General features: G+C 71.6%; 12 protein-coding genes. 7 read left to right on the plus strand and 5 right to left on the minus strand.

The annotated features are described in order from the left end of the window. Positions 1 to 133: 133 nt before the first annotated feature. From ACHZ99_RS16950 to ACHZ99_RS16960, 3 genes are all read left to right on the plus strand, one after another. The gene (locus ACHZ99_RS16950; RefSeq protein ID WP_420305436.1) at positions 134 to 1,402 is read left to right on the plus strand and encodes a low temperature requirement protein A; all 1,269 of its coding nucleotides are present in this window, start codon (positions 134 to 136) and stop codon (positions 1,400 to 1,402) included. Between the two features lie 97 nt (positions 1,403 to 1,499). Then, positions 1,500 to 2,201, plus strand: a complete 702-nt coding sequence (locus ACHZ99_RS16955) for a ClpP family protease (protein ID WP_420305437.1) — start codon at positions 1,500 to 1,502, stop codon at positions 2,199 to 2,201. Between the two features lie 2 nt (positions 2,202 to 2,203). After that, positions 2,204 to 2,800 carry a ClpP family protease gene (locus ACHZ99_RS16960; RefSeq protein WP_420305671.1) on the plus strand — a complete coding sequence of 199 codons (597 nt, stop codon included), beginning with the start codon at positions 2,204 to 2,206 and terminating at the stop codon, positions 2,798 to 2,800. A gap of 120 nt (positions 2,801 to 2,920) precedes the next feature. Here the strand turns inward: ACHZ99_RS16960 and ACHZ99_RS16965 are convergent, their stop codons facing one another. Both ACHZ99_RS16965 and ACHZ99_RS16970 read right to left on the minus strand, forming a co-directional pair. Then, a complete protein-coding gene (locus ACHZ99_RS16965; protein ID WP_420305438.1) occupies positions 2,921 to 3,403 on the minus strand; it encodes a helix-turn-helix domain-containing protein in 483 nt (160 codons plus the stop codon). A gap of 122 nt (positions 3,404 to 3,525) precedes the next feature. Next, complete coding sequence (locus tag ACHZ99_RS16970; protein ID WP_420305439.1) at positions 3,526 to 4,125, minus strand: DinB family protein; 600 nt, start codon at positions 4,123 to 4,125, stop codon at positions 3,526 to 3,528. A 165-nt stretch (positions 4,126 to 4,290) separates the two neighbouring features. On the opposite strand from ACHZ99_RS16970, the gene ACHZ99_RS16975 reads away from it, so the two are divergent. From ACHZ99_RS16975 to ACHZ99_RS16985, 3 genes are read left to right on the plus strand one after another with little or no spacing between them, the layout of a single operon-like run. Then, positions 4,291 to 5,526, plus strand: coding sequence for a methyltransferase domain-containing protein (locus tag ACHZ99_RS16975; protein WP_420305440.1), 1,236 nt, complete (start codon positions 4,291 to 4,293; stop codon positions 5,524 to 5,526). Between the two features lie 49 nt (positions 5,527 to 5,575). Beyond that, complete coding sequence (locus ACHZ99_RS16980) at positions 5,576 to 9,997, plus strand: DUF6531 domain-containing protein (RefSeq protein WP_420305441.1); 4,422 nt, start codon at positions 5,576 to 5,578, stop codon at positions 9,995 to 9,997. Then, positions 9,984 to 10,280, plus strand: a complete 297-nt coding sequence (locus tag ACHZ99_RS16985) for an Imm53 family immunity protein (protein WP_420305442.1) — start codon at positions 9,984 to 9,986, stop codon at positions 10,278 to 10,280. The genes ACHZ99_RS16980 and ACHZ99_RS16985 overlap by 14 nt, the downstream gene beginning before the upstream one ends. Before the next feature lie 143 nt (positions 10,281 to 10,423). Here ACHZ99_RS16985 and ACHZ99_RS16990 read toward each other — a convergent pair whose 3' ends face one another. After that, positions 10,424 to 11,260 carry a protein-L-isoaspartate O-methyltransferase family protein gene (locus tag ACHZ99_RS16990; protein ID WP_420305443.1) on the minus strand — a complete coding sequence of 279 codons (837 nt, stop codon included), beginning with the start codon at positions 11,258 to 11,260 and terminating at the stop codon, positions 10,424 to 10,426. A 15-nt stretch (positions 11,261 to 11,275) separates the two neighbouring features. After that, positions 11,276 to 11,446: a lasso peptide biosynthesis B2 protein gene (locus ACHZ99_RS16995; RefSeq protein WP_420305444.1), complete on the minus strand. Its 171-nt coding sequence runs from the start codon at positions 11,444 to 11,446 to the stop codon at positions 11,276 to 11,278. A 368-nt stretch (positions 11,447 to 11,814) separates the two neighbouring features. On the opposite strand from ACHZ99_RS16995, the gene ACHZ99_RS17000 reads away from it, so the two are divergent. Then, complete coding sequence (locus tag ACHZ99_RS17000; RefSeq protein ID WP_420305445.1) at positions 11,815 to 12,183, plus strand: hypothetical protein; 369 nt, start codon at positions 11,815 to 11,817, stop codon at positions 12,181 to 12,183. 39 nt (positions 12,184 to 12,222) lie between these two features. On the opposite strand, the gene ACHZ99_RS17005 is transcribed toward ACHZ99_RS17000, so the two are convergent. Then, positions 12,223 to 12,372, minus strand: a complete 150-nt coding sequence (locus ACHZ99_RS17005) for a hypothetical protein (RefSeq protein ID WP_420305446.1) — start codon at positions 12,370 to 12,372, stop codon at positions 12,223 to 12,225. Between the last annotated feature and the right edge of the window lie 937 nt (positions 12,373 to 13,309).

The following is a 13,309-nucleotide window of genomic DNA, read 5'->3' on the forward strand; positions in this document are numbered from 1 at the left end:
ATCGTGCGGTCCGCGGCGGTAGGGGGTACGTGGTGGGGCCCCGGCCGCGGCCGGGCACAGGTCGTGCGCCTGACCGGCACGTGCGGCAGGCTACGCGACGAACACGTGGCCGAATGTGGGGGGACGGGGCGGCATGACGACAGAACGCGACGCGACGAATGACACCGGAAAGACCCATCCCGCCGGCCGCGGCGGCCCGCGCCGCGGCGACGCCCGAAGCACCCCGCGCCGCCGCCTCGTCACCACCGGCGCCGACCACCGCGTCACGCCCGCCGAGCTGTTCTTCGACCTCGTCTTCGTCTACGCCTTCACGCAGGTCACCGTGCTCCTCGCCGCCGACCCCACCCCCATGCGGCTGCTCGGCGGCTGCGTGGTGCTCGCGCTGCTGTGGTGGTGCTGGTGCTGCTTCGCCTGGCTCGGCAACGTCGTACGCGCCGACACCGGCCCCCTCCTCGGCGTCCTGCTGACCGCGATGGCGGCGGTGCTCGTCGTGTCCCTGACCGTGCCGGAGGTCTTCGCCGGCGGGGACGGCGACGTCAACGCCCCGCTGATCTTCGTCCTCGGCTACGGCGCGCTGCGCGTCCTGCACCTCGTCGCGTACTGGATGGCACACCCCGGCGACGACCGGCTGCGCAGCACCATCCGCACCACCGCGCTGACGTCCGTCGCGCCGCCGTTCCTGCTGCTGGTCGTCGGCAGTTTCTTCACCGGCTGGGCACAGATCCTCATCTGGCTCGCCGCGGTCCTCATCGACTACGCCGCCATCTACGCCACCGGCGGCTCCGGCTGGCGCGTCGCCGCGCCGGGGCACTTCGCCGAGCGGCACGGGCTGATCGTGATGATCGCGCTGGGCGAGTCGATCATCGCCATCGGCGTGGCGGTACGGGGCTACTCGACGACGTACGGCGTGCTGGCCGCCTCGGTCGTCGGGCTGCTGGTCTCGGCGGCCCTGTGGCGGCTGTACTTCCACCGGGTCGCGGAGCCGGCGGAGGAGGAGCTGACCCGGGCCGTGGACGACGGGCGGACGCGGCTGGCGCGCGACGTGTACACCTTCCTCCACCTGCCGCTGGTCGGCGGCGTGGTGGTCTCCGCGCTGGGCGTGAAGGAACTGCTGCACCAGATCGCCGACACCGGGCACTACGACCTCTCCGAGCCGCTGCACGGCGTCGGCGCGTGGGCGCTGGCGGGCGGCGCCGGGCTGTTCCTGCTGGGCGCGGCGGCGATCCGGTGGCGTACGACGGGCGGCCGGGCACCGGCGGTGCCGGCGGCGGGCGGGGCGGTGTGCCTGGCGGCGGGCCCGGCCGTGGAGCACGTGCCGGGGCTGGCGGCGCTGGGGGCGCTGGCGGTGGTGACGGCGGCGGTGGTGTGGCTGTACGGCCGGGAGGCGGGGGCGACGGCGTAGCTCTGCCCAGGGCGAATCTGCCCCCGGCCAAGAACCCTCCCCCCGCGCCGCCTTCCCACCGACCGTGGAGGCAACGCACATCCACGAGGGAGGCACGATGACATCACCACCCCGCACCGGACCCGGAACCGGAATCGGAACCGGAACCCACGCGGCCTTCCGGGCCGCCGGCCCGGACCTGGCTCCCCGCGCCGAGGAGGGCGAGGCCGCCCCGTCGCGGTTCGACGACCACCTGTCCGCCCAGCTCCTCGGCCAGCGCATCGTCTTCCTCGGCACCGAGGTCACCGACGCCTCCGCGAACCGCGTCTGCGCGCAGCTCCTCCTCCTCTCCGCCGAGGACCCGCGCACCGACATCGCGCTCTACGTCAACAGCCCGGGCGGCTCCGTCCACGCCGGTCTCGCCATCTACGACACGATGCGGCTCATCCCCAACGACGTAGCCACGCTCGCCATGGGCTTCGCCGCCAGCATGGGGCAGTTCCTGCTCACCGTCGGCACGCAGGGCAAGCGCTTCGCGCTGCCGCACGCGCGGATCATGATGCACCAGCCCTCCGCGGGCATCGGCGGCAGCGCCGCCGACATCGAGATCCAGGCGGACAACCTCGAATACAGCAAGACGCTCATGGAGCGCCTCCTCGCCCAGCACACCGGCCAGGACCAGGAGACCATCTCGCGCGACGGCGACCGCGACCGGTGGTTCACGGCGGAGCAGGCGAAGGAGTACGGGATGGTCGACCATGTCGTCGAGTCGCTCGCCGACGTGCGCCCGGCCGGTTCGAAGCGACGGATGGGGCTGTGACGATGAGCCAGTACACGATTCCGAACGTCGTCGAGCGCACCGCGCACGGCGAGCGCGCGTACGACATCTACAGCCGGCTGCTCTCGGAGCGGATCATCTTCCTCGGTACGGAGATCGACGACGGCGTCGCGAACGTCGTCATCGCCCAGCTCCTCCACCTGGAGTCGGCGAGCCCCGGCAGCGAGATCTCCGTCTACATCAACTCGCCCGGCGGCTCGTACACCTCGCTGATGGCGATCTACGACACGATGACGTTCGTCGGCGCGCCCATCTCCACGTACTGCGTCGGCCAGGCGGCGTCGACGGCGGCGGTGCTGCTGGCCGGCGGGGAGAAGGGGCGCCGCTTCGTGCTGGAGCACGCGCGCGTGCTGCTGGGGCAGCCGGCGAGCGGCGTGCGGCGCGGGACGGTGTCGGACCTGAGCCTGGAGGCGAAGGAGATCCTGCGGATCCGGACGCAGATGGAGGAGGTGCTGTCGCGGCACACGGGCCACGAGGTCGCGACGCTGCGCGCGGACACGGACCGGGACAAGGTCTTCACGGCGCAGGAGGCGGTGGCGTACGGGCTGGCGGACCAGGTGATCAGCAAGCGCCACCTGTAACCGGCGGGACCTCCGGCCGGGACACGGGCCGGGGCGGCGGACGGCGGGGCGGGGGACGGCGGCCCCGCCGTCTGCCGTGCCGTGCGCGGCGCGGCGCGGCCGGCCCGCCCCCGGTTCGGGTCAGGCGGCGAGCCGTACGTCCCCGGGCCGGGAGGAGGCCCCCGGCCGGGAGCGGGTCCCGGGCCCGGGGCGGGCGGAGGGCAGCTCGGTGACGGACGAGACCGTGGAGGTCAGGCTGCCGGCGGCGCGGCGGCGGCGCTCGGCGGCGGCCTGCTCGCCGTCGCGTACGGCGGAGAGGCGGACGATCTCGCCGTGGACGAGCACGAGCAGGTCGGCGAGGCGCAGCCCGAGCGCCTGCGCGGCGGCGCCGAGGACCTCGGACGACGCCTCCTTGAGGCCGCGCTCGACCTCGGAGAGGTACGGCATGGAGATGCGCGCGGCGTCGGCGACGTCCTTCAACGTACGCTCCTGGGCCAGCCGCTCCCGCCGCAGCACGCCCCCGACGACCTGGCGCCACAGGGGCTCGCGCCCGTCACCGTCCGCGGGCGCGGGCGGGCGCAGGGGGAGGATACGGGCCTGGTGGTGGGGCGCGTCGTTGGTCACGGTCTCAGCGTAGGAGGGCGGCGGGCGGAGGGAAGGGGCGCGCGGTCTGCTGATGGCAGAAATCGCCGGTGGCGAACGCGCGGAGCGCCGCGCGCGGGAGCCCGCCGCCGCGGGCGGTGGCCCTACTCCCTCCCCTGGGCCTCCCGGGCGGCGTCCTCGACCCGCCGCCGGTAGGCCTCCCACCAGCCCCGGTCCCCGGGCGCCAGCCTGTTGCTGCCGGGCCGCAGGCCGGCGGCCCCGTCGACGAGTTCCCGGACGATGTCCGCGTGCCCGGCGTGCCGGTGGGTCTCGGCGTGCAGGTGGACGAGCGCCCGGTGCAGCGACACCTCGGCGCGCCCCTCCGGCCAGTGCGGTACGTGCCCGAGGTCGTCCAGCGCGAACGCCGCGACGGTGGCGTCGGAGTGCGCGCAGGCGCGCCCGTAGAGCCGGACGATGTCCTCGCGGGACTCGTCGGCCGTGGCCCACATGTCGGCGTTGGGTTCGGCGGCGGCGGGCCCCTCCAGCCAGGGCAGCGGTTCGGCGAAGGGCCGTCCGAAGGCGTCGCCGAGGTAGCGGGTCTCGCAGCCGATCAGGTGTTTGACGAGGCCGAGCAGGTTCGTGGCGGTCGGCGTCAGCGGCCGCCGTACCTCGTACTCGGACAGCCCGTCGAGCTTCCACAGCAGCGCGTCGCGGGCGGCCTGCAAGGAGAGCTGGAGGTCCGCCTTGGGATCGGTGTCGGCCATGCGGAACAGCATCGCACCGCGGCGCGGCGGCTCCCGTAAGATCGGCGGCATGTACTTCTTCCACCTGCGCTAGGCGCCGTCGGCGAGGCGAGGATCCCCCGTCGCCGACGAGGCGGGGCGGCGTGGCGCCGTCCCGGGCCTTGGCGTGGGAGAAGAAGAGCAATCATGCGCGACGACGCACATTTCGTCGCTCGGTGCGCGCGCGGTCTGGAACCGCAGCTGGCCGCCGAGATCCTGCAACTCGAACTGGGCGGCGTCACCGCCGTCGGACACCGCACCGTGCGCTTCCGGGCGTGGCGCCCGTACGACCCGGGGGTGACGGAGCTCCGTACGGCGGACGACGTGTTCCTGCTGGCCGCCGCGGACCGCGAAACCGGAACCGGAACCGGAAGGTCGACTCTGTCGGCCCTGCACCGACTCGCCACCAGGACGAACCCGGAACAGCTGCTCCGCCACCGCGACGCGCTCCTGCCCCACCCCACCGGGCGGACCGCCGGGGTGGAGGTCTCGGCGTCGCTGCTGGGCAGGCGGAGGTTCAACCGGTACGACGCGGAGGACGCGGTCGGCCACGCGCTGGCCGCCCGGCTCGGCGTGCCGTACCACCCGCGCCGCACCGAGGGCGCGCCCCCGCCCGGCTACGCGGCGTGGCGCCTCACCCTGGACGGCACCGGCGCGACGCTGCTGCTCCGCATCACCCCCCGCCCGCTCCACCGCCGCCCGTACAAGCAGCGGTCGGTGCCGGGCACCCTGCACCCGCCGCTGGCGGCGGCGATGACGACGCTGGCGGACATCGGCCCGGGCCACACGGTCCTCGACCCCTGCTGCGGCGCGGGCACCCTGCTCATCGAGGCGGCCCTCGCGCACCCGGAGGCGGCCCACTACCGCGGCTACGACATAGCCCGGACCGCCCTGGAAGCCGCCCGTGCCAACAAGAAGGAGGCCGCGACCGACCACATCCGCGTCCACCGGGGGGACGCCGGAAGACTCCCCCTGGCCTCCGCCACGGTCGACCGCGTCGTGTGCAACCCCCCGTGGGGCACCCAGGTCGACCCCCGGGCCCGGCTGGCCGAGTCCCCCGCCGCCTGGTGGCGGGAACTCCGCCGGGTCCTCACCCCCACCGGCAGCGCCGTCGTCCTCCTCCCCACCCCGGCCCCCCTGGCCGAGGCCCTCCGATCCGGCCTCCTCCCCACCCACATCCAACGCGTCCACCTGGCCGGCACGCCCACCTACCTGGTCAAACTGATCCCCACCCCCGGCCAGTCGCCGCCGCCGGGCCCGACCCCGCCCCCGGCCCCCGGCCACCTCGGCGATCGGACACCCCGGCCCACCGCACAAAGCCACAACCCTGCTACAGCTGGACACAGCAGTCGTTCACGCTTCTTGCGTGGTCTTAATAATTGATGTGAGCAGCGGCGCGGCACAGCCGACCGAGTGAATGGGGGACAGCACGGTGGGAAGTCGTCCGACGGACTGGCACGTACTGGACCTGGACGAGGATCCCACGCCGGGGGATCCGGACCGGGTCAAGCAACTCGCCCGTGAGCTGCATGACTTCGCCGACGACGTCGCGGACGCGCTGCGGCAGATCAAGGGGATGGCCGGTGAGGACGCCCTGCTGCGGTGGGCGGGGAAGACGGCGAAGGCGTTCCAGGACGAGTTCGACGAGGTTCCCAAGAACCTGAAGAAGCTTCAGCGTTCGTACGACCTCGCGGGCGACGCGCTGGCCGCGTACTGGCCGAAGCTGGAGCGTGCGCAGTCCCTCGCCGACAAGGCGCTCGCCAAGGGCCGCGAGGCCCGCAACGACCTGAGCGCCGCCAACGGCCGCCTGGACTCGGCGAACTCCTGGGTCGAGCGGGCGACGGAGAAGACGGAGAAGTACGACGAGGCGGAGGGCAAGGAGAAGCCCGACGACTCCGAGGTACGGGCCGCGACCCGTAACGCCACCGACGCCAAGTCCGCTCAGTCCAGTGCCCAGACGGCCGTCGACAACGCCCAGGGCGGCCTGGAAGCGGCCAAGAAGATGGCCGCGGACGCGAAGAAGATGCGTGAGGACGCCGCCTCTGAGGCCAAGGACAAACTGGAGGACGCCTCCGACGCGGGGATCCAGAACCGTAAGTGGTGGGAGAACGCGGTCGACTGGGTCAAGGACAACTGGGACACCATCGTCTCCGTCTGCAAGGTGATCGTCGCCGTCCTGGGCATCGTCGTGCTCATCATCGGCGGGCCGCTGGCCTGGGTGGTGCTGGCCGCCGCCCTCGTCGTCCTCGCCGACACCCTCTACAAGTACATGAACGGCCAAGCCTCCCTCTGGGACGTCGCCTTCGCCGCCCTCGACTGCATCCCCGGCATGAAGGGCATCACCTCCCTCGCCAAGCTCGGCAAGATGGCCGGCGGCATGAAAGCGCTCGCCAAGGGCGGCCTGAAGGCCATGTCCACGGGCGTGAAGGGCCTTGGCAAAACGTTCCGCCAGAAGGCCGTGCAGATGTTCAAGCGCAACTCCTGCGGTGACCCCGTGGACGTCGCCACCGGGGAGATGACCCTCTCGGCCACCGACCTGGAACTGCCCGGCGTGCTGCCGCTGGTCCTTGAGCGGCACCACATCACCACCTACGCCGACGGCCGCTGTTTCGGCAGCTCGTGGGCGTCCACCCTGGACCAGCGCCTGGTCCTCGCCGACGACGCGGTGCACCTCCACACCGCCGACGGGATGACCCTCGTCTACCCCACCCCCCTCGCGGACGGGGAGCACGCCGTCTTCCCCGTCACCGGCCCGCGCTGGGGCCTGACCTGGGACGGCCGGCCGGGCACCCCGCTCGTCGTCGAACAGCCCGAGACCGGGCGGGCGCTCCTCTTCGCCCCGGTGCCGAACCGGCCGGGGCACGAGCTGCCGATAGCCGCCGTCGTCGACCGCAACGGCAACCGCCTCGACTTCCGCTACCGCGACGACGGCGAGCTGCGCGAACTCGCCCACTCCGGCGGCTACCGCGTCGGCGTCGCCGTCTACGACGGGCGCGTCACCTCACTCCGCCTCCTGTCCGACCCCGCCGAACCGGTGCTGCTCACCTGCGACTACGACGACAACGGCCTGCTGGAGAAGGTCTTCAACTCCTCCGGCCTGCCCCTGCTCTTCTCCTACGACGAGGAGGCCAGGCTGACCCGCTGGGAGGACCGCAACGGGACCTGGTACCGCTACGAGTACGACGATGCCGGCCGCTGCGTCTTCTCCACCGGAACGGACCGCGCCCTGGAGTACACCTACCGCTACGAGCCCGAGCACCTGCGCACCACGGCGACCGACTCCCGCGGCCACGCCACCGTGTACGAGTTCAACGACGGCTTCCTGCTCGCCGCGCGGACCGACGCGGCCGGCCGTACCGTCCGGCACGAGTACGACCCCGACGAGCGGCTCAGCGCCCACATCGACCCCCTCGGCCGCACCACCCGCTACGAGTACGACGCCACCGGCAACCTGGCCGCCCTGGTCCTCCCCGACGGCAGCCGCAAGGAGGCCGTCTACAACGAGCTGCGCCTGCCGGTGGAGCTGGTGGAGGCCGACGGCTCGCGCTGGGAGTTCGCGTACGACGCCCGCGGCAACCGCGTCACCAGCCTCGACCCCGCGGGCCGGCGCACCCGCTTCGGCTACGACGCCCGCGGCGGGCTGACCTCCGTCACCGACCCCGCCGGCGGGCAGACCCGGGTCCGGTGCGACGCCGCCGGCCTGCCGCTCGCCGTCACCGACCCCGTCGGGGAGACCACCACCCTCACCCGGGACCCCTTCGGCCGGCCGGCCACCCAGACCGACCCGCTCGGCGCACGTACCAGCAGCCGATGGTCCGTCGAGGGACGCCTGCTGGAGCGCACCGACCCGCTCGGCGAGGTGGAAACCCTCGACTGGGACCCGGAGGGCAACCTGCTCGCCCGCCACGCGGCCGGCGGGGCCACCACCACGTACACGTACGGCGCCTTCGACCAGCTCACCTCCACCACCAACCCGGACGGCACCACCTACCGCTACACCCGCGACACCGAGCTGAACCTCCTCCAGGTCACCGACCCGGCCGGCCGCACCTGGGACTACACCTACGACGACGCGGGCCGGCTGGTCTCCGAATCCGACTTCGACGGCCGCGTCACCCGCTACACCTACGACGCCGCCGACCAGATACGTACCCGCACCAACGCCGTGGGCCAGCGGCTGTCCCACGACTACGACCTCCTCGGCCGCATGACGGCCACCACCTCGGAGCAGGGCGTCAGCCGCTACGAGCACGACGCGCTCGGCCGGGTGACCCGCGCCGTCACCCCCGGCGCCGACCTCGCCCGCACCTACGACCCGCTGGGCAACCTCCTCACCGAGACCGTCAACGGCCGCACCCTCACCTTCACCTACGACGCCGCCGACCGGCCGCTGACCCGCACCACACCCTCCGGGCACCACAGCGAGTGGACCTACACCGCCGACGGCCTCATCGCCACCCTCACCACCGACGGGCGCACCCTCGCCTTCGACCACGACCCCCTCGGCCGCGAGACCGCGCGCAGGGTCGGCGACCGGCTGACCTACACCCAGCAGTGGGACCCGGCCGGCCGCCTCACCCGCCAGACGGTGGGCGGCGCCACGGCCGGGGCGGCCGCCGCCGTACGCGCCTACCGCTACCGCCCCGACGGCCACCTCACCGCGCTCGACGACGGCCGCACGGAGCCCACGACGTACGACCTCGACATCATGGGCCGGGTCCTGGCCGCCACCGGCCAGGAGACGTACGCCTACGACGCCGCCGGCAACCAGACCGAAGCCCACTGGCAGACACCCGGCGACGACGCCGCGGGCGACCGGGAATTCCAGGGCACCCTCCTCACCCGCGCCGGACGCGTCCGCTACGAGTACGACGCCGCCGGCCGCGTCGTCCTGCGGCAGCGCCGCCGGCTGTCGAAGAAACCCGAGACGTGGCGCTACACCTGGGACGCCGAAAGCCGCCTCACCCACGTCGTCACCCCCGACGGCACCACCTGGCGCTACAGCTACGACGGCCTCGGCCGCCGCGTGGCGAAGGAACGCCTCGACACCACGGGCGCGGCCGCGGAACGTACCGACTTCACCTGGGACGGATCCACCCTCGTCGAACAGGCCACCACGGGCGGCGAATCCGCGGCCCCGGTCGTCCTGACCTGGACCCACCGCGCAGTCCAGCCGCTCACCCAGACCCGCCACACACCGGGCCAGGACGCGATCGACCGCGAGTTCTACGCCATCGTCACCGACCTCGTCGGCACCCCCACCGAACTCGTCGACGAGGACGGCACGACCGCCTGGCGCCAACGCTCAACGCTCTGGGGCCTGCCCCTCACCACGGACGGCGACATCCACGAGATGCCCCTCCGCTTCCCCGGCCAGTACGCGGACGCCGAAACCGGCTGGCACTACAACGTCCTCCGCCACTACGACCCCGCCACCGGCCGCTACACCACCCTCGACCCCCTGGGCCTGACCCCCGCCCCCAACCCGTACACGTACCCCCACAACCCCACCACCTTGACCGACCCCCTCGGCCTCGCCGCCCACAGCCCCCCGGCCGGCGGCGGAAAGGGCCGCAAAAAGGGCCTCCGCCCGGACCCCGACGCAACCGGCCCCCACACCACCTTCCGGCGCGACGCCTCAACCGGCCGCGTGGTTCACTACGCGGAGTGGGCCCCGCAGACCAACCCCAAGAACCCGGCACCGTGGGAGATGGTGAAACGCGCCGACATGCAGGGCCAGCCCCACTTCGACAAGAAGACGGGCCAGGTCATCCCCACACCCCACATCAACATGCCGGACGGCTCCGCCCGGCCGGCCGAACCCTGGGAGATAACCCCCGGTGGAAACCCCTGACCCACTCGGCGCACTGGCCGCCTGGTACGCAGAACAGTGCGACGGCGACTGGGAACACGAATACGGGGTGAAGATCCACACCCTGGACAACCCCGGCTGGCTCATCAAGGTCGACCTCCCCGGCACCAGCAAGGAAGGCGCCACCCTGCCCCCCGAGTCGGAGGAAGGCCCCGACGGCTCCTGGCTCCACACGTCCGCGGACGGCCGCCACCTGCAAGTAGCCTGCGGCCCAAAAGACCTCAAAAAAGCCCTCCAGTCCGCCCTCACCTTCCTCACCACCTGACCCCCCGCAGGGGGCGGCGGTCACCCCTCGGTGACGCGAACCCGCCAGGAGTCCCCTGCGCGCTCCAGTTCGGCGTGGAGTTCGTGCGTGCGCGGAGCGCCCCCGGCCCGCCATCGGCGGACGAGGGCCCGGCTCGTCGGTGATCAGGAGTCGGTCGGTGACGAGTGCGGCATGCGGTCTGCCGTTGTCGAAGGTGCCGAGACCGATGCCGGCACCGTCGGCGAGGGTGGCTTCGAGAAGGCCCTCGGGCGCGGCAGCCACGAGCCGCCGGGGGCCGTGGTGGGCTCGACGTGGGGCTTGCCGTCCAGTGCGGCGAGAAGCGCGGCGGCGCTGGCCCCGGAGCGGGCTCCGAGAAGGGCGATCGCACACGGGGGCTTCCCGGAACCGGTTGCCTGGGTGAGAGGAGCGGTCGCCCCGGGTGCGGACATAGGGGTGTAGCCGCCGTGGTGGATCCCGACGTGGGCTGGCCTGCGGTGAGCATCGACGGTGATGCGGGCAACGGCGTAGGCCCCGGGCAGGTCGCCGACGCGGACACCGGTGATCAGCACTCCGTCAGGAGCCAGTTGCCGCAGCCAGGCGCCGGGGACGTCCGGCGGAGTGGTCCCGACGAACATCCGGTCGTACGGACCGTCCCCCGGGCGGCCGACGAGGCCGTCGCCGACGACGACGTCCACGGGGAAGGCGTGTGCGGCGTAGAGCTGCTTGGCACGGCGGGCGAGGCGGGTGTCGATCTCGACGGTGGTGACGCTGCCGGAGGAGCCGACGAGGTGGGCCAGGAGAGCGGCGGAGTAGCCGGAACCGGTGCCGATCTCCAGGACGTTCATGCCGGGACGTACGTCGAGCATGCGCACGTGGCGACGGGTGACGGAAGCAGGGGTGCAGGGGCGTACGGCCTGACCGCCGGCGCCGTGGAAGATCGCGGCCGGCACGGCGTCGGTTGCGCGATCGAGGGCATCTGGTGTCGGGCTGGTGTCGGGCATCGGCGGGTCCTCGTATCAGACGCGGAGGGTGAGGTGAAACGGGCGGTCGGGGGGCTCGGGTTCGCCGACCGGCCGGTTGTCGGCTTCGATCCAGGCGTGCGACTCGCATGGGTCGAAGCGGCAGCCTATGCACCAGCCCACGGCACGACCGCGGAGGCAGACGGCGAGAAAGGCGGCCAGGGACATCTCCAGCTCCCCGGAAAGTCGTCGTGGTGGACGTTGAGTGCTGGAGCGGATCTGTCATGTCCTGCGGGCCTGGGCGATCACAGTTAGTAGCCGTCGGGATCGTGAGTCTGGGCGCGAACGGGGGGCCTGCCGTGTGCCTCCGGCGCGGGAGCGATGTCCCGCGAACAACCGTTGGGGCCCCCTCCCCGGCACGATCTGTTAGAACGGGCATTCCGGAAGAGTCGAGACAACTGGAGGTCCATTCACTCATGCGCATCCGACGGTGCAGTCGCTTATCCGTGCCCTTGGCCGCCTGTTGTGGTCTGCTACTTGCAGCATGCGGCTCCAGCGAATCCACTCAGGAGAAGATCGAGAGTTCTTGTTCCAGCGTGAGGAAGGAGGTGAAAGAGATTTCTCCCATAGCGAGGGACGATGCGATGCAATTTGAGATAGCCCGCAAGATTGACGCTCAGCACACCCTTGCTATGCGGGCCAGGGAAGAATTCTCGGAGCTTGACACGCCGGGTGATGGGAAGCTGCACGCCGAATTCGTGACCGCATGGGGCGAGTTCACCACGTCCCTCAGCAGTTTCCATCACACCCTGGTGAAGGGTTACGGGAACGTGTCCGCGACACTCCTAGCCATGCATTTTGCCGAGGAAAGAGGAAAGACTGTAGACGTCCAGAAGAAGATGGAACAAGCTGCGCGAGACTACGGTGTTACGAAGTGTGCGAAAATCCCATGGCGCATCAGATAGTCTCTAAATCCGGAGGGATTTCGCGCGATTCCGTGATCATTACTTCCCGGTGATCGGATTCCAGGTCTGTGGATCGACGAGTTCCACGCCGCCGCCACGCACGTTGATCGCGGCGTCGGCGCGGGCCTTGTCGTGGTGGTCGACCTGCCCGCCGAGGGCGATCGGTGTGCCGACCGATCCTGTGGTCACCGTCCCCATCGCCCGGCCGCCAGACCGACCTCCGCATGGCTTGCCGAGCGGAGTTGCAACTCGATCGGGGCTCTCCAGAGCGAGGGGCTGATCTCGGCTGCACGGGAACGGAGGACTCGGACGGCTTCCCGCCTCTGCCCGCGCTGTGCGTTAAGGCGCTGTGGATGCGCCACGTCCAGCAGGTCGGCGACCCGAAGGCGGGCGGAGAGTTTTGGTGGGGCAGCCACGGGCGCATCCTTACGACCAGGTACGGCACACCCAGCCTGGGGCCCCACTCGCATGTTCGCCCTCCGGGCTCGGTGCGCCGGCCTTCGCGTCATCCCGCTGCGGAACGCCCGGCACACGTGCAGCTCGCTCCTTGTCCCTCTCAAGGTGTACCCGAAGGTGGCGGGGCCGGTGGGAAAGCGGTACGGGTCGTGATCGGGCAGGTGTCGGACGGCTTGGGCGGTTCGGCTGACGGTGTTGCCGTGCTTCGCCGCTGTACGGGCATGCGAAAAGCCCCGCAGATGTCGTCTGCGGGGCTTCTACCTGCGCGCTCGGCAGGATTCGAACCTGCAACCTTCTGATCCGTAGCTCCAGCCAGATCGGTCAAGAGAGGCCACACAGGTCACCATGGATGGGCCGAAGGGTGCTGCGGGGTGGAGTCGGCTGCTGTGGCTACTGTACTCCGCTGCTGTCCAGCCACAACTGATCACGTGCGCACGGCCCTAGTTGTGCTGTCCCGGGAGGGCGTTCGCTTGTCGGTTGGTCTTCCCCTGCAGTTGGCCAACGGGACGAAGCGGGCTTCTCCGTTGCCGGGTAGCTCCGCGAGTGATGATCCGGACGGGAGAAAAATGCCCAACTGGACCGTATGGAAGTAGCTTTGCCCTACCCTTGAGTCCCAGTTCTCAAGGACCGACGGTGAGGCAGGTAGTCCTGTGCCAAGTAATGAGCTCGT

The sequence above is a fragment of the Streptomyces sp. MAR4 CNX-425 genome (assembly GCF_048656465.1).
Taxonomy (GTDB): Bacteria; Actinomycetota; Actinomycetes; order Streptomycetales; family Streptomycetaceae; genus Streptomyces.

Coding starts and splice junctions, on each gene's coding strand:
- ACHZ99_RS16950 (WP_420305436.1), top strand. CDS start 134: ATGACGACAGAACGCGACGCGACGAATGACACCGGAAAGACCCATCCC.
- ACHZ99_RS16955 (WP_420305437.1), top strand. CDS start 1,500: ATGACATCACCACCCCGCACCGGACCCGGAACCGGAATCGGAACCGGA.
- ACHZ99_RS16960 (WP_420305671.1), top strand. CDS start 2,204: ATGAGCCAGTACACGATTCCGAACGTCGTCGAGCGCACCGCGCACGGC.
- ACHZ99_RS16970 (WP_420305439.1), bottom strand. CDS start 4,125: ATGGCCGACACCGATCCCAAGGCGGACCTCCAGCTCTCCTTGCAGGCC.
- ACHZ99_RS16975 (WP_420305440.1), top strand. CDS start 4,291: ATGCGCGACGACGCACATTTCGTCGCTCGGTGCGCGCGCGGTCTGGAA.
- ACHZ99_RS16990 (WP_420305443.1), bottom strand. CDS start 11,260: ATGCCCGACACCAGCCCGACACCAGATGCCCTCGATCGCGCAACCGAC.
- ACHZ99_RS16995 (WP_420305444.1), bottom strand. CDS start 11,446: ATGTCCCTGGCCGCCTTTCTCGCCGTCTGCCTCCGCGGTCGTGCCGTG.